Below are 21,419 nucleotides of genomic sequence, written 5' to 3'. Positions count from 1 at the left end.
CTTATTAATTACTTTTCAAAGTATTTTGAACACTCTTTAAAACCTCAATCAACTCCTCATAACTAGGAACATTGCCAACTATCATACTTTTTGCCATATCTTCATAATCAGCTTTAAAACTATCATTCAATTCTAAACTTGGAACTATTTTGATACTTGATGGTGTTGCATTTTCATAGTCAGTTTTATTGTCTTTGTAGAATGTTGATTTGTGTCTTACTACATCAACTAAAAGCTCTAAATCATTTATCGCCATTTGTCCATATTCGCTATGGTATAGTTTTACTAGGTCATAAATGTGTCTGCTCATATAATTTCGTTTTTCTATTCTTGTTGGTTCATTTCTTGAGTTTTCAGCATGAAGTATGGTAGCTTTTTCCAAAAATGTTCTATCAGGTCTTAGTATCTCAACTTCTATAGGCTCACTTTTTTCTAAAACTTGCTCAAAAAAGCTATCGATTTGTTTTTTGATAGTTGGAACTCTAGCAGATCTTACACCTGCTTCTATTTTTACTACAGGTTTGACATAACTTCCCCCATATTCACTCTTTTCTAGTAACTGAGGATAGTGAATATATAAAGTCATCTCATCTTATGAAATCACTTCAAATTTCAAATCTGTAATCTTTTGAAGTTCTTTTTGTACCATTTGCAGTAAAACTTCATCAGTATATTTTTGACCAATATTTTTTAGATTTGCTAACTCTTTTTCAAGTTTTTTATTTGACCAATTGGAGTCTTCACTGAAGTAATCCCAAGAATTTTCAAACTCTCCATAATGCTTTTTAAGTGTATCAATGCAATATGTCACATCGATATCTTCAGAAAACCTATTAATAAGATTAAATCCTTTAGATAATGAAGTACCGCCTTTAAACAAAATTCCAGCTGAGCCATTTTCGCCAAATAAAATATGAAGTAGTACAGTTTATTGTTCATTGTTTTCTTACTTTTTATAAAAATTTAAAAATATATTAAATAGAAAAGATTATATTATCTTATTTCTTTAATACCCAAATATTCGATATTTCTAAAGAGTATTTTCTTAGATTTAAAACTTTAATATGATAAAATCATATTTTTAAATATAATTTTCAAGGTGTTTTTGTGTCAATTTTTGCTTTACAATCAATTGCAGGTGGATTTTTAGATGAAGATCTACAACATTTTAATAAAAAATTTGATGATTGGTGTATATCATTTGATACTTATGAAGATGCTATGGATGTTTTAAAAACACTTAATAATAAAGAGAATATAGATATTGTAGAGATAACTCCTCTTAGTTATCCTAGATATTTTTTTAGAGAACTTCAAGGAACTGTTTATGCAACAAGACAGATTGAAGATAAGATTATTTGTGTAATAGAGCCTTTCGTTGGCTCTAGTTTTAGAATAGCAATATGCGATTTAAAAACAAAAAATGTAAGATTTACAAAAACTCACTATAAAACTGTTCCAAGTGTTGAGGGTGTTTTTGCAAATTTTAGAGATATTTAATTATAACTTTTTATATAGTTTTCTAAAGCTGTAAAATCAACTTTTTGACTAATTTTTATATTTAAATCCATAATATATAGATTTTTCAAATTAAACTTTTCAAGTTTTACAAAATCTTTTGGCGTTGTTACAATTGCAAAATCTCTATAATTATCTAAAATATTATCTATCTCATCTTTTGTAAAGTTATGATGATCTTCAAAAAATATTCTCTCTATATTTTTTGGTAAAAACTCTAAAAGTCTATTTGGTTTTGAAATTGCTGTTAAAAGAAGAGTTTTTTTTGGAAGTTCTACTTCTTTATTCTCTTTTTTTATAGTTACAACTCTTTTAAAATCTATGCCCTCTTTTAAAACCAGATTGGCTTTTTTATAAAAACTCTTTGGTTCTCTATAAGCTCCACTTGGTATTAAAAATGAGCTTGTAGGTTCATCTTTTGGTTTTATTAAAATATCAAATTTTTTAATCTTATATTTTGAGAAACCATCATCCAAAAATACTATTTTACAGCCTAACTCTTTTGCTTTTTTTATAGCTTTTACTCTATCTTCGCTTACTATTATTGTTGCATTTTTTAAAGATGATGCTAAAAGCATAGCTTCATCACCACTTGTTTTTACATCAACTTTGATTTCACCTTTTAAGCTTACTACAAAAAGTCCTTTGGACTCTCTTCCATAACCTCTTAAAATAACGCAAACATCATTAAAATTTTTAGCTAATTCAATTGTTATTGGAGTCTTTCCACTTCCTCCAATAGTTAGATTTCCAACAGAGACAATGGGGATATTAAAATCTATTTTTGAAGCTTTTAATCTTTTAAATAAAATTATTAAAAGATATATAAAACTAAGTGGCAAAAGCAAATATGATAATATTTTTTGAAAACTATTTGGAAAAAAAAGATAGTTTTCAAACCATAAAATAAGCTTTTGCTTCAAATTATATCCACTCTTTTGCTACATCAATAACTTGATCACAAATATAATTTACATCTTCATTGCTAAGTCCCGCATATATTGGCAAAGATAATATTTGTTGATAATTATGCAAAGCATTAGGAAATGCTGTAATTTTTATTGAGTATTTACTTTTATAATAAGATAGAAGATGAAGCGGAATATAGTTTAATGCTGTTGAAACACCTTTTTCTTTTAAAGCTCTTGCAAAAGCATCTCTATTTCTTGATATTTTTATAATATATTGAGTATAAATATGCTCATTTTTATGAGGTAAAATCGTAATATGTTTAATATCTTTTAATCTCTCTTCATAAATTTTTGCAATCTCTTTTCTTCTTTTTATAAAACCATCTGTTTTATTTAATTGAGCAACAGCATAAGCAGCATCAAGTTCAGAGATATCAAATTTATGCCCAATATCATCAACATCGTAGATATAATCTAAGTTTCCATAACTATCATAGGCTGTTGTAATTGCATGTGTTCTTAAAAGTTTTGCTCTACTAGCTATCTCTTCATTATTTGTAACTAAAACTCCTGAACGACTAATTGCATATCTTGATGGGGATGGATTTGTAGAAAAAATAGTCATATCAGCACTTAGATTTCCAACTTTTTGACCCTTGTATGTAGTTCCTAATGCAGCTCTACAATCTTCAATTATTAAAATATTGTATTTTTTACCAATTTCATAAATTTTGTCCAAATTTGGAGCAAGTCCACCAATAAAAGTGATAATCGCTGCGCGTAATTTTTTTGATTTATTTGCAATAATTGCCTCTTCAAACTTCTCAATATCTAAATTCATATCCTCTAAATTTATATCTACAAATATAGGCTCTGCATCAAAATGTCTTACAGTCTCTGGTAAGTTTACAAAAGAGTTTACAGACATTAAAACCTTATCACCTCTTTTTAATCTCATAGAGCTAAGAGCTAAATGAAGAGCAGCTGTTGAAGTTGCTGTTGCAATAGCATATTTTGCCCCAACATACTTAACCATCTTCTCTTCAAACTCTAAAACTTTTGATAAATCATCTTTAGCTTGAAGAACTGACTTTAACTGATCAATCTCCTCATTATCTAAAGTTGCTTTATATATTGCAATATTTCTCATCTTTACCTCTACCTCTATATTTTAGCAATAATTGGCAATCTTCTTTTGAACTCATTTATCTTTACTCTTTTTTTAATATTATCTATAAACAAAGCATCAAATCCAAAAGCCAAAAGCTCATCATTGCTTCTATTCTCATCTATCATCTTTTTTAACAAAGAGTCAATTTTAGCATAACTATATCCCAAATCAGCCTCATCACTTTGACCTTCATAAAAATCAGCACTAGGTGCTTTTGTAACTATACTCTCATTTACACCTAAATATTTTGCAAATTCAAACAGATCACTTTTATAAATATCTCCTATTGGATCAATAGCACAAGCCAAATCTCCAAAAATAGTTCCATATCCAAGAAGTAATTCACTTTTGTTTGAAGTTCCAATAACCAAAGAGCTATCTCTAGCACTAATATCATATAAAACTGACATTCTTAATCTTGCACTAAAATTTCCAATTCTAAGGCTATTTTCTTCCATATTTTTTAAATATGCGCTTAACATTGGCTCAATTGAAACAATCTCATGTTTTATATCAAACTTTTTACAAAGCTCTAAAGCATCTTCAACAGAGGCTTTAGATGAGTATTGTGATGGCATTAAAACGCAATTTAGATTATCTTTAAATGCCTCTTTACATAAAACTGCTACAACAGCTGAGTCTAAACCACCTGAAAGTCCAACAACCACACTTTTTAAACCAGTTTTATGAAGCTCTTCTTTTAAAAAGTTTATTAATTTTTGCTTAATATTTTCATATTTATTCATTTTTAAACCTCAATTTAAGATTATATATCATCTTTCTTTGTTTTTTGATAAATCTCATCTAAATAGCTCTGATTTCCATTTTGTTGCTCAACTTTTTTATCAATTAATCTAAAAACTATATCTTTTAACTCATCCTCACTAAAATAGTTTAAATAGTTAGGATTTATTTGAATAGTATCATCATCTGAACTTTTTAAAAGCTCTTTTATCTCATTTATTAACTCTTCTTTTATATCTATCAAATCTTACTCTTTATTAAACTTTTTTAAAATCTCATCCAAATATAGCTCCATTTTTTGTTCACCTATATCACACTCACTACTTTTACAACAGCCACATGAACTTCCAGCATCTGTTAAATCTTCTAAATCTTCAAGTGTTTTAGCACCTTTTTCCTTTATGGCATATATTATTTCACCTAGACTTACTTGCTTGCAATCACAAACAATAAATGAGTGAGGAAAATTTCTTGCCATTATAAACCTCTACTTTTTTTTATAATCTCATAAGCTTCATTTATCTCTTGAAGTTTTTTTGTAGCTTCATCTATAATATTTTGTGAAGCACCCTGCCCTGTAATAATATCTGGATGATATTTCTTTACTAAATTTCTATAATTTTTCTTTAAAGTTGAATCATCATCATCTTTATTTGATTCTAAAATCTCATATGCTTTTTCAATCGATAACTCTCTTTGTTTTGCTCTATTTTTATAGAAATTTTCAAAATTTGATATTAAATTAAAATAATCTTTTGAATCTATTTTTAAAGCCTGAGCTATATCTTCAGTTATCTCTTGCTCTTGTTTTGAAAAATCACCATCTATAAATGCAAGATTTAACATATATTCAAGATATTTAACTCTTTTATTATAGTCATGTTTTGTAAGAGTAAATAATCTATTGCAAATAGTTATTAAATTTTGAAAATTCTCTTTTTCGCTATCATAAAGCTTTTTTAAGCCATCTCTTACCTCTTGTGAATTTTCAAAATGAGTTGAAATATCAGTAAATGTGTGTTTTAAAATCTCAGCTTCAAGCTCTCCTACTTTTCCATCTGCTTTTGCAACTTTTGCCATAAGTGCAACTAAAAGACCAGCTTCATGATTTAATAAATCACCTCTAAAAATCTCTTTTTGATTTAAATTTATATTTTTAAACTCTTCAGTTCTATAATTTTTTCCAATAATAAATAAAATTGCAATAACAACTGCTAAAACTATTAATTCCATTATCTTCCTATTTATTTAAATTTTGGGCTAAATTTTATCAAAATTACTCTAAGAATTTATAATTGCAATAAAGATGCCCTTTTAAATTAATTATTATTTTTGCTCAAATTAGATAAAATCCATACCTTATAAAATTTATGGAGCAAAATATGTTTGGATTAGGAATGACAGAGATTCTTTTAATTGCAATAATTGCAATTATTGTATTAGGTCCTGATAAATTGCCAGAAGCTATGATTAAAATTGCAAGAATGTTTAATAGTGTAAAAAAAGGTATTAGTGATGCAAAAACAACTTTAGACAATGAATTAAATATATCAGAATTAAAAGCGGAAGCTAGTAAATTCAAAGCTCAAATTGAAGATACAAAAAACTCTTTAATGGTTGAATCAAAGCTTAATTTAGGTCTTGATGAGATTTTAAATGATGATTTTGAAACTCCAAAAAAAGCTCAAGTTGAGACAAAAAAAGAGGATAGTGTTCAAAAAAAAGAGATTGATAAAAATATAAAAGAGGATAGTAAATAATGTTTGAAGATTTAAAACCACATATTGCGGATTTAAGAAAAAGATTAACTATATCTGCTATTAGCGTTATTGCTATGTTTTTTGTATGTTTTGCTTTTTATGAACCAATATTAGAGTGGATGATGGTTCCTGTAAAAGATGCTCTTCCAACTGGAACTTCTATGATTGCTGTTGAGATTCAAGAGACATTTTTTACAGCTATGAAGGTTGCATTTTTTGGTGGATTTATAATATCGCTTCCTATTATTTTTTGGCAATTGTGGCTATTTTTAGCTCCTGGACTATATGATCATGAGAAAAAATTAGTTATTCCATTTGTATTTTTTGCAACTTTAATGTTTTTAATAGGTGCATCTTTTGCTTACTATATTGTTGTTCCTATTGGTTTTGATTTTCTAATTGCATTTGGTTCTAATGTTGTTAATGTATTACCAAGTATTGGTAAATATGTTGGATTTTTTACAAAACTTATGATTGGTTTTGGGGTTGCTTTTGAACTACCTGTTATAACATTTTTCCTTGCAAAAATTGGAGTTGTTGATGATAGAATGTTAAAAGATTTCTTTAGATATGCAGTTGTTTTAATATTTATTTTAGCAGCTATTTTAACTCCACCTGATGTTATAAGTCAAGTTTTAATGGCACTTCCTTTAATACTTTTATACTTAGTTTCAATTTACATAGCAAAAGTATTTAATCCAGCAAGTAAAGATGAAGAGGAAGAGGAGTAGTTTGAGCGATTTTTTAAAAACTTCAAGCTATGACTTTACTCTTCCTCAAGAGCTAATAGCTACAACTCCAGCAACTCCTGCTGATAGTGCAAAACTTTTAGTTTATGATAGAACAAACAATACTATAACTCACACAATTTTTAAAAATATTTTAGATTTTTTACCGCAAGATTTAACAATATTTTTAAATGATACAAAAGTTATAAAAGCTAGAGTTTTTGGTAAAAAAGAGACAGGTGCTAATATAGAACTTCTATTAAATAAACCACTATTTATGGATAGATTTTTAGTTTTGATAAAAGGAAAAGTTAAAATTGGAACAATATTAACTTTTGATGAAAATTTAAAAGCAAAAGTATTAGAGCTAAATGAAGATGGAACTAGAGTTGTAGAGTTTTATTTAGAGAGTAAAAAGTTAGATTTTACCTCTTTGATTGAAATTTTAAACAAAATTGGACATATTCCACTACCTCCTTATATGAATAGAGAAGATAATAAAGAGGATGAAACAAACTACCAAACACTTTTTGCAAAAAATTATGGAGCAGTTGCAGCTCCAACAGCATCTTTGCATTTTACACCTGAGTTATTAAATAAACTAGAAGAAAAATATGGTTTAAACTATCTTACTTTGCATGTTGGTGCTGGTACATTTAAACCTGTTGATGTGGAAGATATTTTATCTCATCCAATGCATAGTGAATATTTTGAGATAAGTAGTGATTGTAAAACAAAGATAGATAATGCAAAAAATATCTTAGCAGTTGGAACAACAGTTACAAGAACTTTAGAGTTTTATGCAAGAAAAAATATGATTTGTGGTGAGTGTGATCTATTTTTAAATCCAAGCAATAAACCAATTATTGTAAATCATCTTTTAACAAATTTTCACCTTCCAAAATCAACTTTGATTATGCTTGTTGCATCTTTTATTGGACTTGAGAAAACTTTAGAGATTTACAATGAAGCAATTAAAAACAACTATAGATTCTACTCTTATGGCGATGCCATGCTAATTATTTAATATTAAAATGGGAACCATTTAAAAGGAGAATTACTTTGATACATTACATTTTATTTGATACTGAGACAACTGGAGCTTCGCAAGAGGATAGAGTAATTCAATTTGGAAGTATGATTCTAAATCAAAAAGGTGATTTAGAAGTTTTTGATGAGTTATGTTTTAGTGATGTACCTATAAAACTTGAAGCTATGGAAGTTCACAATATAACTGCTGATATGATAAAAGATAAACCAAAAGCTATTCAAACAAAATTTTATCAAAGATTACAAGAGCTAAATAGTAGTGAAAACTATCTAATAGCACACAATATAAATTTTGATTTAGATATGATAAAAAAAGAGGGATTTGAGAACAGACTTCAACTAATTGATACTTTAAGATGTGCAAGACACATCTATCCTGAACTTCCATATCACAGACTTCAATATCTAAGATATGCACTTGAACTTTATAAAAATGAAGATGAAGAGGCAAATAAACTAAACATAGTTATAAAAGCTCATGATGCTATTGGTGATGTTTTAGTGATGAAACTATTTTTAAGTAAACTTGTTGCAAAAATAAAAGAGGATTTTGTGCAAATTAATCCTATGAAAAAACTAGCCGAACTTACTCTAACTCCTGTATTTATAAAAACATTTAAATTTGGAAAATATAAGGGTGAAAATATTGAAGATGTAGCAAAAAAAGATCCAAGCTATTTAAATTGGATGAGAAACAATATGGAGCTTGATGAAGATATGCAATACACTTTAGATAAAGTTTTAGAAAAATAGTTAAAATAGATTATTATGTATAAAAAATGTAAACAAAAGTAACTATTTTTATTTTTTAAACTTAACTTTAGCTTATAAACTTAATTTTTATCAATTATTCTTATTTTCTTAATATAATTATTAATTAAGATTTATCTTAATACCACAATAAAAACTAAGGAGATAGTTTATGAGTAATAAAAAAGTTAAAACTATTGGAATTCATGAGGCTTATGCAAATGATCCAATAAAAGCTGATTTAGATATCTTTGGAAGAGAGGCTAATCCAACAACAAGAAGAGGATTTTTGAAAAAGAGTTCACTTTTGGCAATGGCTGCTGTTGTTGGATCAAATATTCCATATGCACAAAATATGCCAAGTGGATTAATTCCAGCAGCACTAGCAAACTCTGATTTACCATTTTCAATTCCAGGTAAAGAGGGTTTAATTTACTTAAATGATAGACCAATAAATGCTGAAACACCACCTCACTTATTAAATGATGAGTTTACACCTGATAAACATTTCTTTATTAGAAATAATGGTACACCACCAGCTATGCAAGATATTGATGTAAAAAATTGGACTTTGGAAATTGCAGGTGAGAGCTGTAAAAATCCAACAACATTTACTATTGATGAGTTAAAAAGTAAATTCAAACATCACACTTATGCACTAACTTTAGAGTGTGGAGGAAATGGTAGAGTTGAGTTTAATCCACCTACAAAAGGTAATCAGTGGGAGCTTGGAGCTATTGGTTGTGGAAGATGGACAGGAGTTAGATTAAAAGATGTTTTAGAGTCTTGCGGAATTAAAAAAGATGCCGTTTATATTGGGTATTATGGAAGAGATACTCACTTAAGTGGAGACCCTACTAAAGTAGTTATTAGTAGAGGAGTTCCAATTGAAAAAGCTTTAGAAAATGAAGTTTTAATAGCTTGGGAGTATGAAGGAAATGATATTCCTCATCAAAATGGTTATCCTTTAAGACTTGTAATTGGTGGATGGCCAGCTTCTGTTTCTGGAAAATGGTTAAGCAAAATTGTAGTTAGAAATCAAGTTCATGATGGTGAAAAGATGATGGGACAATCATATAGAGTACCTTGTGAACCTGTTGCTCCAGGAGCAAATGTGCCAAATGAAAATATGTGTATAATTGAATCTATGCCTGTAAAATCACTAATTACATTCCCAAAATCGGGTATTACTCACTCTTTAAATGATAAATTAAAACTAAATGGAAAAGCATGGGCTGGAGATTTAAAAGTTAAAGAGATGTATGTTTCAATAGATTTTGGTGCAACTTGGGAAAAAGCAAAAGTTAATAAACCACTAAATAAAACTGCATGGCAAACTTGGGAAGCAAGTGTTAAATTCCCTCAAAAAGGATACTATGAAGTTTGGGCAAGAGCAACTGATAGTAATGGAAAAATGCAACCAGTTATTATTCCAGGGTGGAATCCAAGAGGTTATTTAAACAACGCTTGTCACAGAATCGCTGTTCAAGTTGTATAAAAGGAGTTATTTATGAAAAAAGGATTGTTCCTTATTTTTGCATCATCACTTCTTTTCCTTCAAGCTCAAAAAGTTGATAGTGAATCTGGATTGATTATTGCAAAAGGTTTTGAAACCGTAAAAGCAAACTGTACTGTTTGTCATAGTGCAAAATTTATCACTACACAAAAAGGTGATAGAGATACATGGAAAGCTATGATAGTTTGGATGCAAAGAACTCAAGGTTTATGGCAATTTACTCCCGAAATAGAGGATGAGATATTAACTTATCTTGAGACAAACTATCCTCCAGGAATTGCTTCAAGAAGAGCAAATCTAAAATTAAAAGATATGCCAAACTAATATTTATTAAATTGGTACAATTTTGTACCAATTTAAGCTATAAAGTATAGATATAGATTAAATAAAATCATTAATAAGTTTAAAACCAAAAAAGAGTTTCTGCTAAAAATAGATAAAAAAGAGAAAATTATATATAAAATAAAAAAATAAAGTGGTGTAAAAACTTCATAAACTTCTATTTTATGATTTAAAAAAATCTTTAAAAACTTATCAAAATATATTGAAAAATCAAAAATATGAGCAAAAATTTGAAATGGATAAAATATAGTAAAAAGTATTGTAATAGGGATTGAGTAAAACTGTTCAATAGCTGTTTGAGGAAAAAAATAGTGAACAATTGGATTAAAAATCAAAAACATCCAAACATTAAAAAATAGATATAAAACTACCCTATTTATATTTTTAAAATATTGAATAAACAAATAGATATAAAAAACAGCAAAAATAGAGAACCAAAATCCAATAGAAAATATAAATTTGGGGAAAATTGCAATAACTATAAGAAATGTGTATAAAAGTGTGGTATATGAAAATATTTTTATATTACTTCTTAAAAGAAATATTCCAATACAAAAAAGTACAAATGCCCTTAAAAGAGAGGGTACAATATCTGTTAAAATAAGGTAATAGAGCATTATAAATATTGTAATTAATAAAATATCATATCTTCTATTTCTATATGAAAAAAATCTATCTTGTAAAAATTTATAAGGGTGGTACAAAATCCAATAAATAACAAAAGATAAAACTGCTAAATGAAAACCTGAAAGTGCTACAACATGAGCTATTCCATAAGCTGTTATTACATCTCTAAGCTCTTTTGAGACTGGAACTGCTAAAAACAGAGCTTCAAAAAGTTCAATAATCATAGCATCTTCATGATTATTTTTGATATTTTCTAAAATTTTATCTTTGAATTCATATCTTTTTTCAACTCTATCAAAGTATAAAACCTTTGTGAAAAAACCTTTTAAGTACTCTAAAAAAGAGATATTTCTAGTATCAATTACAACATTTAATAAATCTAATTTTTCAAAGCTATCATCCTTTGAAAATGAAGCAAAAAATTCAAAGCCCTCACCTTTTAATTTTAAGATAGTAAATCTATCTTTAGAGTAAATATTTAAAATGCTAGCCTTTGTTTCAAAAATATAATCATTTGTAAATCTTTTATATGATGAATATTCATAAATAAGATTTACAATTAAAATAGTGAGTAAAAATAGTATGAAAAATATACTATTTTTTGATAAATATATTTTTTGCATAATGTTGATTATACAAAAATATAAACTATTTTGTAAGATTTAAAATAAATTCTTATAGTTTAATTTAACACTTTTTAACAAATTTTTGAGTATATTAAGCCTTTTATTACAAAATTTTTAAGGCTTTTTTAAAATGAATAAATTTGATTATACAAAGATTTCTGATGATTGTATTAAGTGTGGAAAATGTAAACCTGTATGTACAATATTTAATATAAATCAAGATGAGGCGACAAGCCCTAGAGGTTTTATTGACCTTTTAGGAGCTTACAAAAGAGATGAGTTAGAGTTGGATAAAACAGCAAAAGAGATATTTGAGTCATGTTTTTTATGTACAAACTGTGTGGAAGTTTGTCCAAATAGTTTGCCAACTGATATGATTATTGAGCAAGTAAGAAGTGATATTGCAAAAAAATATGGAATTGCTTGGTATAAAAGATTGTTTTTCTTCCTTTTAAGACATAGAAAAATTATGGATTTTATGTCAAAACTTGGATATATGTTTCAAACATGTGCAATTAAAATAGATGAAAAAACAAAAAGTGCAACTCCAAGATTTAGCCTACCTATTGTAAAAAAAGATAGAGCTTTACCATATGCAGATAGCATTAGTTTTTTAAATAAATATCCTGAAAATCTTAAGTTTAGTGTTGAAGATAAAAGAAAAAAAGTTGCTATTTTTATTGGTTGTATGAGTAACTATACCTATACAAATACAGGAGATAGTTTAGTAAAAATTCTTAAAAAACTAAAATATGATGTATTTATTCCAAAAAAACAGTTGTGCTGTGGAGCACCTGCTTATTTTACAGGTGCTTTTGATACAGTTGATTATCTAACTAAGAAAAATATTGAGTATTTTGAATCTTGGATAGATGATGTTGAAGCTGTTATTATTCCAGAAGCTACATGTAGTGCGATGATAAATAAAGATTGGGAGCATTTTTTACACGACCAACCACAGTGGAAAGAAAGAGCCGTTAAACTATCTAAAAAGATATTTTTAGCAACAAAATGGCTAGAAAATAATACAGATTTAAAAAATATGCTTGCAAAAAGTGGTAAAAAATTTGATCAGCTTGTTACTTACCACGACCCTTGCCATGCAAAAAAGATGCAAGGTGTTTGGAAGGAACCAAGAGAGCTTTTAAAACAAAACTATGTTTTAAAAGAGATGAGTGATTCAAATAGATGTTGTGGATTTGGTGGAGTTACTATGCAAACAGAGAAGTTTAGTTTTGCAAGAGCAGCAGGTGCTCCAAAAGCTGCCATGATAAGAGATAGTAAGGCTCAAATTGTAAGTGCTGAGTGTAGTGCTTGCAGAATGCAAATAACAGATAGTTTATATCATGCAAATGTTGATGTTGTATTTAAAAATCCAATAGAGTTAATTGCCGAAGCTTTAGAAGATTAATATGGAATTTTGGCAAAATATATACTCACAATTTGATCCTGTAGCTTTTAGAATCGGTGAAATTGCTGTTCATTGGTATGGAATAATGTATGCACTAGCACTTTTAAGTGCTATATTTATTGCAAAGTGGTTTATAAAATACGACAAAATAAATATAAATCAAGATATTTTTGATTCATATATTTGGTGGGCTGAAATAGGTGTTATTTTAGGTGCAAGAATTGGATATATACTATTTTACGACCCAAATACAACTTACTATTTAACAAATCCTTGGCAGATATTTAATCCATATGTAAATGGTGTTTATGTTGGAATAGCTGGTATGAGTTATCATGGGGCATTTATTGGATTTATTATAGCTTCACTTCTATTTTGTAGAAGAAAAAATATTAATTTTTGGTTTATAACAGATATTTCTGTTTTAGGAATTAGTGCTGCTTATGTATTTGGTAGAATTGGAAATTTCTTTAATCAAGAGCTTGTAGGAAGAGTTACAGATGCTCCTTGGGCAATTTATGTAGATGGAGTTTTAAGGCACCCTTCTCAACTATATGAAGCATTTTTAGAAGGTATTGTAGTATTTTTAATCCTTGTTTACTTTAGAAATAGAAAAAAATTTGATGGTCAATTAGCTTTAATGTATGGAATTTTCTATACAATTGCAAGAGTTATTTCAGAGTTTTATAGGCAACCAGATTGGCAATTAGGATTTTTAGCTGGAAATTGGCTAACTATGGGAATGTTACAATCGTTTGGAATTTTGTTTATATGTTTAGTTATATATTATATGAAATTAAAAGTAGTGCTAAAAAAATAGCCCTACTTTATATCTTTTTTTGGAACAATCTTAAAAAACTCGGCTTTTGTTAAATCTTGTAAGAACTTTGGTTCAATTTTATGTAAAGCAATAATATCAACTCTTTTATCATTGTAAAGCCAAGATTTACCTGTATCTTTTAAAATCTCCTCTTTAAAAAGTTTTACTAAATCTTGCTTACTTAAAATTAGCTCTTCCAAATCTATCCTTATTTTGAATAATGAGTTAAATCTATTGTATATCCTCTACCTGAATGGTTTTTAATTATTGAGTAGTAAGTTTTTAATCTTATTTTATTTACAATATTTCTCATAGTAAAAATTGACATTTTTTTACCTTTCCAAACCTCTTTTTGAACTAAATCATAATCAGTAACTTCATCTAATCTACTAATTAAAAGTTTTAAAAATCCTTTTTCAAGTCTTGTAAACTCAATCATATTATTTGATTTATCAAAGAATTGATCTTTGTATCTATCAAAATATATTCCCTCATCTAATTTAAACTTATCAGATCTTTGAGTCTGGTTTAGACACATTAAAACTGATATTAATATAGAAGATATTGGACAAGATTTTAAAATATATGTATAAGCTTTTAAATTTATAGCTTTTTCTATATTATCTTGCGAATCACTCTTACTTATTACAATAATTGGAACAAATGCTAATTTTTTTTGTATAAGCTCCATAATATTATCCAAAAAGATAGAGTTTTGATCAAAATCAAGAACTATTATATCGCAATTTTCCAAATTTACTGTCTTTGAAAATAATTTATCATTTAATATAATTAGTTCTCTAAATTTATCTTTAAAACCCTCTTTTATTTGTTCATCTTCACTTATAAAAAGGACTTTAGCGTTTTTATTTTGTCTAACTACTTTTTTCATTTTCTTCTCTTATTAATATATTTTTAAAAATAATAACAAAAACAATATTAATATAAACAAAATTTAAGAGGCACAGTTTATCTCTCTTACTCTATTTAACATATCAAATACAATTTGAGTATTCTCTTCAATTTTAACAGCTACCTCAAAAATCTCTTCATTTGAAGCTTTTTTAGCATATAAATCTACAGTATCTTGAACCAATGAGTGAACACTATTATGAGCTTTTGTTAAAATTTCCCACTCTTTTGTTTTTGCGAAATCTCTATGCTCATTCTCTCTCATCCATTTTCCAAGATTACACTCTTTTGAGCTTGTAACAGTAAATTTATTTCCTACATTACATTTTGCAAAGTTAATATTTTTGAAATTAATGTGATCTGATTTTAGTTTATTAATACTTACAATCATATTTGAATCACAAATTCTACTACTTGCACTCTTATCAAAACTTGTTTGACTTATTGTTTGATCTAAACTAACAGCAAGTTGTGCAGTCTGTTTTGCCATCTCATTAATACTTGAAGCTAAGTTAGCATTTTGTTGTGTTGCTTGATCCAAACTATTTACAGTATCATTAATTTGAGCCATAGCTTGTTGTTGCTCTCTTGTTGCTGTTGCTACATCTTCAATTAATTTTATAGTTACATCGATATTTGAATTTAACTCATTGTATCCATTTATCATATTTGTAGTGCTATTTTTACCCTCTTTAGCTTTTAAAGTTGCATTTTCAACAATATTTTTAATCTCATTTGCAGCCTCTGCACTTCTACTTGCAAGATTTCTTACCTCTTGAGCTACAACAGCAAATCCTTTTCCAGCCTCTCCAGCAGTTGCTGCTTCAACAGCTGCGTTTAGACTTAAAATATTTGTTTGGAATGCTATTTGATCAATTACACTAATTGCTTCATTAATTGCCATAACCTGATCATTAATCTCATCCATTGAAAGAGCTGTTTTTTGCGCTAACTCTTTTCCAATAGCTGTAGATTTTGTAACATTTTGTGCATATTGAGCCATTTTTGTTGCATTTTCACTACTTCTTTCAATAGTTGCAGCAATCTCTTCAATAGCAGCAGCAGTCTCTTCAAGGCTTGCAGCTTGAATATTTGATGATTCACTTAAATTTGAAGATGCAATTGATAACTCTTTTGAGCTATCATTTAAATCTAAATTTGATTTATAAATTAGACACATTATCTCATTTATACTTGATTGTGTAACTCTTACTCCATTTACCAATGATGAGATAATTCCTGAAGTATTCTCTACATTTTTAATATTGTAATCATACTGTGCATTTGATAAAGCAATAATTGCATCATTTACAGACAATAAGTTTGATTGAGTCTTCTCTATCATTTTATTTATCTCTTCTACTAAAGAGTTTACTCTATTTGAGTTTGCAACTCCTACAATTTTGTCATTTAATAATCCAGCATTAACTTTTTCAATAACTTTTTTTGTCTCATCAATAACAATTTGATCTTGAATATTACCTTTTTCAATTGAATCTAAATATCTATTAAAGCTAGTTACAACATCTCCTATCTCATTATTTGATATAACTTTAATTCTACTTTCAACTGATGATGTATGAGTTATTTGGTCAATAGTTTTTTTAAGACTTAAAATAGGATTTAAAATTCCTATTTTCATATTTACTAAAGATGCAATCATTGTTACCAATAAAGAGAGAACTAAAATAATTAAAGCAACATATATTATTTTTGAAGCTTGTTCTATTGCACTTTGAACACTATTTATAGGTTCTGCTAAAAGAGTAATACCTAATTTTTTACCTTGAAAATCAACAACATTATCATATGTATAAAAGTAATTTTTCGATATTAAATAACCATCTTTTAACAATTTATCAAAATCTACTGTTTTTGCATCTGCTAAAAATTTTTCATTTATAAAATTTTGAGAAATCAAATACTTATTTAATACTCTCTTCTCATCATATTTAGCTGTCGCTAGAGTTGTATCCATTAGAAGTAGATATGCTTTACCCTCTTTATCAAAATCAATAGCAACAGAGTTTAATCCTTGCATAAACTCTAAAGAACCTACATGAACCCCATCTTTTAAAACAGGCACTACAGATCTTAACTCTAAACCTGCATTTCCAATCTCAAAACCATTTATAACTTTTTTTGTTTTATTTACTTCAACAACACTTGCTCTAAATGAACTTAAATCATCCCCATAGTTTTTTTGATTCCAAGATCTTAGAAATGAGTGATTATCTTTTGTATGAATATGGATTTTAATATTTTTAAATGGTGTTGACTCTTTCATTTTCAAACTAAGTAAATCAACCGATTTTATAACAGTTTCTCTATCTGCATATAGTAATCCACTTTGAAGATTTGAATCATTTGCAATAGATATTGCATTTGAGATTCCAACATCAAGTTTTGAACCAACTCGAATATCTTTTAAGTTTTTTAAGCTTTTTACAACATCGGATTGAACTTCACCCTCTAAGCTGTTTTTGTAACTATTTAAAACTAAATATCCAACAATTAAAGCAATAACTGTAACAACAGCACTTATAATTGTAAACTTTAAACCAATCCCAAATCTATTCATATTTTATTCTCCTTTGTATATTTCAATATTATATTGTTATCTCTTTAATATCAGCTATATTTCTAAACCCTAAATATACCAAAGATATTAAATTTTTTCTATTTGTTTTGATTTTTTCATCTTCATGATTTACAAAAACTTTTTCAAAAAAGTTATCAAGATTTGATTTTAGTGAGAAAAGTGCATCAAGCTCCTCTTCAAAACTATCAAATTTTTTAGCTTTTATTTTTGAGTAATTTGCAAAAAGAGTTTTTTCCTCATCTTGCTCAAATAGTCTCTCATCTAGACTTAAATTGCTACTTAAATCAACATCTTTAACAATATTTGCAACTCTTTTAAATGTAGCACTATACTCTTTAAAACTATCACTTTCAACTATTGGATTTAAAGCCTCAACTTTTTGATAAATTTTATATATATTTGACTCACCACTAGCTAAAACAGCTTTTAAAACAGTTGGATTTACATCAAAAATTTTAAATAGTCTATCATTGAAGAAATCTAATAAAACTTTTGTATCAAGATTTTTATAGTTTACTTTTAAATCCTCTATTATAGTTTTAAAATCAATATCTAGTTTATGCTCGATAGCAATTCTTACAACTCCTAAAGCAGCTCTTCTTAGAGCAAATGGATCTTTTGAGCCAGTTGGAATTTTTCCAACACTAAATAGTGCCATAAGATTATCAATCTTATTTGACATAGCAACTATTGAAGAGAAAATTGAGCTTGGAAGCTCACTATTTTCACCAGTTGGCAAATATTGCTCTTTTAGTGCTAAACTAACTTTTTCATCATTTTTTGCAATTTTTGAGTAGTAGTAACCCATTAATCCTTGAAGTTCTGTAAACTCATAAACCATCTCACTCATTAAATCAGCTTTTGAAAGCATTACTGCTTTTTGAATTAGTTCAACTTCATCAACACCTAGTTTATTTGCTAAATAAGATGCTATTTTTGCTTCTCTTTCACATTTTTCATAAACAGTTCCTAAACCTTCAACAAAGATAAGTTTTTTTAGCCCTTCATTTGATAAACCATTTTTAATATCATTTTTGTAAAAGAACATTGCATCAGCAAGTCTTGGTCTTAAAACCTTCTCATTTCCAGCAATTATATATCCAAAATCAGAAGTTAAGGCATTTGATACAACTATAAAGTTATTTGTTAGTTTTCCATCTTTATAAACAGCAAAATATCTCTGATTTGCCTTCATTGATGTAACAATAACTTCAGGTGGAAGAGTTAAAAACTCCTCATCAAATTTACCAATCAAAGCTGTTGGATACTCTGTAATTGCAACAACTTCATCTAAAAGTTCCATATCAAGCTCAATTTGAACATTGTGTTTAATCTCAATATCTTTTAGTTGTTTAAGAATCTTCTCTCTTCTCTCATCTTGATATAAAATTACACCATATTTATCAAGTTTACAAAAATAATCGCCAACATCATTAAAAACAAATGGCTCATAAGATTGCATTCTATGACCATAAGAGATATTTGAAGAATCAACTCCAAAAAGTTGAGCTGGCACAACTTCATTTTCAAGCATTACACTTAAAAATCTAATTGGTCTTATGAAGCTATCACTTCTACTTCCCCAACGCATAGATTTACCAAAATTAAGGCTTGATATAAACTCATTTATCATGTTATTTAAAAGCTCTTTTGACTCTAAACCTTTTATTTGTTGCTTATGATATAAAACTTCACCTTTTCCAAAATCTTTAAACTCTAACTCATCTACACTTACTCCACATTTTTGAGCAAAACTCTGCGCAGCTTTTGTAAAAGAGCCATCTTTAAAAGCTATTGCTTTTGGAGCACCTATATTTTCAGCCTCTATATCATCTTGTTTTACTTTAAACTCTCTATGCCATAAAACTAATCTTCTTGGAGTATAAAAAAGTTCAAAGCTACAAAGTAAACTATTTTTTTCTAAAATTGATTGCCATTTTTTTTCAATATTTGGAAGCTCTTGTAAAAATGGAATAGCTGGTAACTCTTCAACTCCAATCTCAATCAAAAGTGGTTTAAGCATTGTTTTTTTCCTTATCTTGGTTTTTATTTTTCTCTATTTCTTCAAGTTTATCTCTATATTTTTTTATCTGTTGTCTGTTGAAATTTATCACAAACATTGCAAGCATAAAAATAAAAAGAGTTAAAACTACAAAATCTAATATCTCTTTCAACTTTTATCCTTCAAAACTTCACTATAAATAGCCCCATCAATCTCTTCACTTGCAATATCTTCAAGCTCATCGCTTGTATCAATCAAAGCTAAAATTTTTGTATCAAACATATAGTTATCTGCTATTATTTGCATCTTTTTTGCTAAATCTTGAGTACAAACAGCATATTTTGCATTAAAACTATTTGCATAAATCCCCTCTTTTATTGTTTTTATAGATACAAAAAAGTTCAAATTTTGCTTTTGACAATACTTTAAAAGCTCTTCATCAAAATCAAAAAAAAGTAGTGAATTAGAAGCTGTATTTTTTATATCTTCAATAGAAGAGATTATAAAAAACTCTTCAAAAGGAACTAATCTATCACCAATAATCTTCATATTAACCTCTTTTATTTAAACACTCTTTTGAGCAATAAAACTTTCCATTTGACAAAATAGCCTCTTTTGAAGATACAAAAGTGCTACAAGTTGGGCATTCAACCATCTCATCACTAATTAAGTTTTGATCTTTTTTTCTACTCTTTTTAAAAAATATTAAATATATTAAAAAAAGTACTAGTGCAACAAATATTATTTTATAAATCATCTTTTATTCCTTTATGTACAAATAGTTTCTCTCATCTTTGCAAACTACTTTATAGTTTTTTATTTTGGCCTCTTTTAGCTCATCTTCTAGCATACTACCTTTATAAAAAAGATATGAGCTAGAATCTTTTTTTATATTTTGTGTTAGAGCTAAAAGTAAATTTGTATTTGTAACAGCTCTACTTGTTATTAAATCCACTTTTAAATCTTCAAGATCTTCAACTCTTTTTTGTAAAATTGTCAAATTTTTAAGCCCTAAAGTTGCTTTTACTATATTTAAAAAAGCAACTCTTTTTGCTCTTGGCTCAATCAAATATGCCTCTTTATCTTTTTTTGCAATTGCAATTATAAGACCTGGATAACCAGCGCCTGTTCCAATATCTGCAAAACTTCTGAAATCTTCTATAAATTTTAGAGGATACAAAGAGTCTAAGATATTTTCATAAATAGTTTGATCATCTAAATTTCCACTAAGATTATGAACTCTTCCCCACTTCTTTAAAAGCTGTACAAAAGTTTCAATATCTTTATAGAAGCTATCTTCGTAGATTAGACTATTTTTTTCAAGTAAAGATTTTAAACTCAAATTAGATGTCCCATCTTCTCTTTTTTTGTAGATAAATATAGTTCATTATATTTATTTGATTTTATTATTGCTGGAATTCTCTCAACAATCTCAACTCCCAAAGACTCAACATATTTTAGTTTTACTGGGTTGTTTGTGATTAGTTTTAGTTTTTTAATTCCTAAATTTTCAAAAATATATCCAACAACTCTATAATCTCTCTCATCCTCTTTGAAGCCCAACTCAACATTTGCCTCTATTGTGTTTCTTCCTTTGTCTTGTAGTGCATAAGCATTTACTTTATTTACAAGACCTATGTTTCTGCCCTCTTGTCTGTGATAAATTACCAATCCACCATTTTTTGCAATAAATTTTAAAGATAGATCTAATTGGTTTTGGCAATCACACTTTAAACTTCCCAAAGTATCGCCTGTAAGGCACTCTGAGTGAATTCTTACAAATGGAGTTTCTAAAGTTTCAAAATCTAAACTCATTATTGCTAAATGCTCTTGATGTCCATCTTTATATGCTTTTATTCTAAAATTTCCATATTTTGTAGGAAGGTTTGCTATATTTGATTCAATTATATTCATTTGTATTTAAACCTT

General features: G+C 27.6%; 25 protein-coding genes and 1 pseudogene. 9 read left to right on the top strand and 17 right to left on the bottom strand.

The window, feature by feature from the left end; translation table 11 throughout:
• Nucleotides 1-4: 4 nt before the first annotated feature.
• A pseudogene (locus CRU94_RS09710) lies at nucleotides 5-880 on the bottom strand (nucleotidyl transferase AbiEii/AbiGii toxin family protein).
• A gap of 227 nt (nucleotides 881-1,107) precedes the next feature.
• On the opposite strand from CRU94_RS09710, the gene CRU94_RS04730 reads away from it, so the two are divergent.
• Complete coding sequence (locus CRU94_RS04730) at nucleotides 1,108-1,500, top strand: hypothetical protein (protein WP_129105661.1); 393 nt, start codon at nucleotides 1,108-1,110, stop codon at nucleotides 1,498-1,500.
• Here the strand turns inward: CRU94_RS04730 and CRU94_RS04725 are convergent.
• The 6 genes from CRU94_RS04725 to CRU94_RS04700 are packed head-to-tail and all read right to left on the bottom strand — an operon-like array spanning nucleotide 1,497 to nucleotide 5,577.
• Complete coding sequence (locus CRU94_RS04725) at nucleotides 1,497-2,441, bottom strand: tetraacyldisaccharide 4'-kinase (RefSeq protein ID WP_129105660.1); 945 nt, start codon at nucleotides 2,439-2,441, stop codon at nucleotides 1,497-1,499. The two genes, CRU94_RS04730 and CRU94_RS04725, sit on opposite strands and share 4 nt — an antisense overlap.
• Nucleotide 2,442: 1 nt before the next feature.
• Nucleotides 2,443-3,579 (bottom strand): DegT/DnrJ/EryC1/StrS family aminotransferase, encoded by a 1,137-nt coding sequence (locus CRU94_RS04720; protein WP_129105659.1) that lies wholly within the window; start codon nucleotides 3,577-3,579, stop codon nucleotides 2,443-2,445.
• Between the two features lie 14 nt (nucleotides 3,580-3,593).
• Nucleotides 3,594-4,346 (bottom strand): NAD+ synthase, encoded by a 753-nt coding sequence (locus CRU94_RS04715; protein ID WP_129105658.1) that lies wholly within the window; start codon nucleotides 4,344-4,346, stop codon nucleotides 3,594-3,596.
• 20 nt (nucleotides 4,347-4,366) lie between these two features.
• Nucleotides 4,367-4,588, bottom strand: coding sequence for a hypothetical protein (locus CRU94_RS04710; RefSeq protein ID WP_167540772.1), 222 nt, complete (start codon nucleotides 4,586-4,588; stop codon nucleotides 4,367-4,369).
• A 3-nt stretch (nucleotides 4,589-4,591) separates the two neighbouring features.
• The gene (locus CRU94_RS04705; protein ID WP_129105657.1) at nucleotides 4,592-4,822 is read right to left on the bottom strand and encodes a (2Fe-2S)-binding protein; all 231 of its coding nucleotides are present in this window, start codon (nucleotides 4,820-4,822) and stop codon (nucleotides 4,592-4,594) included.
• Nucleotides 4,822-5,577: a DnaJ domain-containing protein gene (locus CRU94_RS04700; protein ID WP_129105656.1), complete on the bottom strand. Its 756-nt coding sequence runs from the start codon at nucleotides 5,575-5,577 to the stop codon at nucleotides 4,822-4,824. The genes CRU94_RS04705 and CRU94_RS04700 overlap by 1 nt, the downstream gene beginning before the upstream one ends.
• A 149-nt stretch (nucleotides 5,578-5,726) precedes the next feature.
• Here CRU94_RS04700 and tatB point away from each other — a divergent pair, with 149 nt between their 5' ends.
• The 6 genes from tatB to CRU94_RS04670 all read left to right on the top strand — a co-directional run bounded on the left by tatB (nucleotide 5,727) and on the right by CRU94_RS04670 (nucleotide 10,472).
• Nucleotides 5,727-6,104: a Sec-independent protein translocase protein TatB gene (tatB, locus tag CRU94_RS04695; protein WP_129105655.1), complete on the top strand. Its 378-nt coding sequence runs from the start codon at nucleotides 5,727-5,729 to the stop codon at nucleotides 6,102-6,104.
• Nucleotides 6,104-6,835 carry a twin-arginine translocase subunit TatC gene (tatC, locus tag CRU94_RS04690; protein ID WP_129105654.1) on the top strand — a complete coding sequence of 244 codons (732 nt, stop codon included), beginning with the start codon at nucleotides 6,104-6,106 and terminating at the stop codon, nucleotides 6,833-6,835. The genes tatB and tatC overlap by 1 nt, the downstream gene beginning before the upstream one ends.
• A gap of 1 nt (nucleotide 6,836) precedes the next feature.
• Nucleotides 6,837-7,859: a tRNA preQ1(34) S-adenosylmethionine ribosyltransferase-isomerase QueA gene (gene queA / locus CRU94_RS04685; protein WP_129105653.1), complete on the top strand. Its 1,023-nt coding sequence runs from the start codon at nucleotides 6,837-6,839 to the stop codon at nucleotides 7,857-7,859.
• Between the two features lie 35 nt (nucleotides 7,860-7,894).
• On the top strand, nucleotides 7,895-8,635 hold the full coding sequence (locus CRU94_RS04680; protein ID WP_129105652.1) for an exonuclease domain-containing protein: 741 nt from the start codon (nucleotides 7,895-7,897) through the stop codon (nucleotides 8,633-8,635).
• Nucleotides 8,636-8,804: 169 nt separating this feature from the next.
• A complete protein-coding gene (locus CRU94_RS04675; protein WP_129105651.1) occupies nucleotides 8,805-10,130 on the top strand; it encodes a sulfite oxidase in 1,326 nt (441 codons plus the stop codon).
• Nucleotides 10,131-10,142: 12 nt separating this feature from the next.
• Nucleotides 10,143-10,472 (top strand): hypothetical protein, encoded by a 330-nt coding sequence (locus CRU94_RS04670; protein WP_129105650.1) that lies wholly within the window; start codon nucleotides 10,143-10,145, stop codon nucleotides 10,470-10,472.
• Nucleotides 10,473-10,504: 32 nt separating this feature from the next.
• On the opposite strand, the gene CRU94_RS04665 is transcribed toward CRU94_RS04670, so the two are convergent.
• The gene (locus CRU94_RS04665; protein ID WP_129105649.1) at nucleotides 10,505-11,740 is read right to left on the bottom strand and encodes a ComEC/Rec2 family competence protein; all 1,236 of its coding nucleotides are present in this window, start codon (nucleotides 11,738-11,740) and stop codon (nucleotides 10,505-10,507) included.
• Nucleotides 11,741-11,873: 133 nt separating this feature from the next.
• On the opposite strand from CRU94_RS04665, the gene CRU94_RS04660 reads away from it, so the two are divergent.
• Both CRU94_RS04660 and lgt read left to right on the top strand, forming a co-directional pair.
• Nucleotides 11,874-13,154, top strand: coding sequence for a (Fe-S)-binding protein (locus CRU94_RS04660; protein ID WP_129105648.1), 1,281 nt, complete (start codon nucleotides 11,874-11,876; stop codon nucleotides 13,152-13,154).
• 1 nt (nucleotide 13,155) lies between these two features.
• Nucleotides 13,156-13,974 (top strand): prolipoprotein diacylglyceryl transferase, encoded by an 819-nt coding sequence (lgt, locus tag CRU94_RS04655; protein ID WP_129105647.1) that lies wholly within the window; start codon nucleotides 13,156-13,158, stop codon nucleotides 13,972-13,974.
• A 2-nt stretch (nucleotides 13,975-13,976) separates the two neighbouring features.
• Here the strand turns inward: lgt and CRU94_RS04650 are convergent, their stop codons facing one another.
• The 9 genes from CRU94_RS04650 to ribA form a co-directional block, all read right to left on the bottom strand.
• On the bottom strand, nucleotides 13,977-14,174 hold the full coding sequence (locus tag CRU94_RS04650; protein WP_129105646.1) for a hypothetical protein: 198 nt from the start codon (nucleotides 14,172-14,174) through the stop codon (nucleotides 13,977-13,979).
• 8 nt (nucleotides 14,175-14,182) lie between these two features.
• On the bottom strand, nucleotides 14,183-14,866 hold the full coding sequence (locus tag CRU94_RS04645) for a response regulator (RefSeq protein ID WP_129105645.1): 684 nt from the start codon (nucleotides 14,864-14,866) through the stop codon (nucleotides 14,183-14,185).
• 63 nt (nucleotides 14,867-14,929) lie between these two features.
• The gene (locus tag CRU94_RS04640; RefSeq protein ID WP_129105644.1) at nucleotides 14,930-17,467 is read right to left on the bottom strand and encodes a methyl-accepting chemotaxis protein; all 2,538 of its coding nucleotides are present in this window, start codon (nucleotides 17,465-17,467) and stop codon (nucleotides 14,930-14,932) included.
• A gap of 28 nt (nucleotides 17,468-17,495) precedes the next feature.
• The gene (glyS, locus tag CRU94_RS04635; protein WP_129105643.1) at nucleotides 17,496-19,511 is read right to left on the bottom strand and encodes a glycine--tRNA ligase subunit beta; all 2,016 of its coding nucleotides are present in this window, start codon (nucleotides 19,509-19,511) and stop codon (nucleotides 17,496-17,498) included.
• On the bottom strand, nucleotides 19,504-19,662 hold the full coding sequence (locus CRU94_RS09595; protein ID WP_164966565.1) for a hypothetical protein: 159 nt from the start codon (nucleotides 19,660-19,662) through the stop codon (nucleotides 19,504-19,506). Before CRU94_RS09595 ends, glyS begins: the two co-directional genes overlap by 8 nt.
• A complete protein-coding gene (locus tag CRU94_RS04630) occupies nucleotides 19,659-20,039 on the bottom strand; it encodes a hypothetical protein (RefSeq protein ID WP_129105642.1) in 381 nt (126 codons plus the stop codon). Before CRU94_RS04630 ends, CRU94_RS09595 begins: the two co-directional genes overlap by 4 nt.
• A gap of 1 nt (nucleotide 20,040) precedes the next feature.
• A complete protein-coding gene (locus CRU94_RS04625) occupies nucleotides 20,041-20,247 on the bottom strand; it encodes a PP0621 family protein (protein ID WP_066161214.1) in 207 nt (68 codons plus the stop codon).
• Between the two features lie 3 nt (nucleotides 20,248-20,250).
• Complete coding sequence (rsmG, locus tag CRU94_RS04620; protein WP_129105641.1) at nucleotides 20,251-20,832, bottom strand: 16S rRNA (guanine(527)-N(7))-methyltransferase RsmG; 582 nt, start codon at nucleotides 20,830-20,832, stop codon at nucleotides 20,251-20,253.
• Entirely contained in the window at nucleotides 20,829-21,404 is a 576-nt protein-coding gene (gene ribA / locus CRU94_RS04615; protein ID WP_066161212.1) for a GTP cyclohydrolase II, read from the bottom strand. The genes rsmG and ribA overlap by 4 nt, the downstream gene beginning before the upstream one ends.
• Nucleotides 21,405-21,419: the final 15 nt, after the last annotated feature.

Source organism: Arcobacter sp. AHV-9/2010, assembly GCF_004116575.1.
Lineage (GTDB): Bacteria > Campylobacterota > Campylobacteria > Campylobacterales > Arcobacteraceae > Aliarcobacter > Aliarcobacter skirrowii.
Note: the sequence above shows the minus strand (reverse complement) of the source record. Positions and strands in the feature narration are given on the sequence as shown.

Excerpts from the sequence above, each read along its gene's own strand:
- CRU94_RS04660 (WP_129105648.1), top strand. The coding sequence starts at position 11,874 with ATGAATAAATTTGATTATACAAAGATTTCTGATGATTGTATTAAGTGT.
- CRU94_RS04640 (WP_129105644.1), bottom strand. The coding sequence starts at position 17,467 with ATGAATAGATTTGGGATTGGTTTAAAGTTTACAATTATAAGTGCTGTT.
- tatC (WP_129105654.1), top strand. The coding sequence starts at position 6,104 with ATGTTTGAAGATTTAAAACCACATATTGCGGATTTAAGAAAAAGATTA.
- CRU94_RS04705 (WP_129105657.1), bottom strand. The coding sequence starts at position 4,822 with ATGGCAAGAAATTTTCCTCACTCATTTATTGTTTGTGATTGCAAGCAA.
- lgt (WP_129105647.1), top strand. The coding sequence starts at position 13,156 with ATGGAATTTTGGCAAAATATATACTCACAATTTGATCCTGTAGCTTTT.
- CRU94_RS04630 (WP_129105642.1), bottom strand. The coding sequence starts at position 20,039 with ATGAAGATTATTGGTGATAGATTAGTTCCTTTTGAAGAGTTTTTTATA.
- glyS (WP_129105643.1), bottom strand. The coding sequence starts at position 19,511 with ATGCTTAAACCACTTTTGATTGAGATTGGAGTTGAAGAGTTACCAGCT.
- CRU94_RS04670 (WP_129105650.1), top strand. The coding sequence starts at position 10,143 with ATGAAAAAAGGATTGTTCCTTATTTTTGCATCATCACTTCTTTTCCTT.
- CRU94_RS04715 (WP_129105658.1), bottom strand. The coding sequence starts at position 4,346 with ATGAATAAATATGAAAATATTAAGCAAAAATTAATAAACTTTTTAAAA.
- CRU94_RS04720 (WP_129105659.1), bottom strand. The coding sequence starts at position 3,579 with ATGAGAAATATTGCAATATATAAAGCAACTTTAGATAATGAGGAGATT.
- CRU94_RS04675 (WP_129105651.1), top strand. The coding sequence starts at position 8,805 with ATGAGTAATAAAAAAGTTAAAACTATTGGAATTCATGAGGCTTATGCA.
- CRU94_RS04665 (WP_129105649.1), bottom strand. The coding sequence starts at position 11,740 with ATGCAAAAAATATATTTATCAAAAAATAGTATATTTTTCATACTATTT.
- CRU94_RS04645 (WP_129105645.1), bottom strand. The coding sequence starts at position 14,866 with ATGAAAAAAGTAGTTAGACAAAATAAAAACGCTAAAGTCCTTTTTATA.
- tatB (WP_129105655.1), top strand. The coding sequence starts at position 5,727 with ATGTTTGGATTAGGAATGACAGAGATTCTTTTAATTGCAATAATTGCA.
- CRU94_RS04700 (WP_129105656.1), bottom strand. The coding sequence starts at position 5,577 with ATGGAATTAATAGTTTTAGCAGTTGTTATTGCAATTTTATTTATTATT.
- ribA (WP_066161212.1), bottom strand. The coding sequence starts at position 21,404 with ATGAATATAATTGAATCAAATATAGCAAACCTTCCTACAAAATATGGA.
- CRU94_RS04625 (WP_066161214.1), bottom strand. The coding sequence starts at position 20,247 with ATGATTTATAAAATAATATTTGTTGCACTAGTACTTTTTTTAATATAT.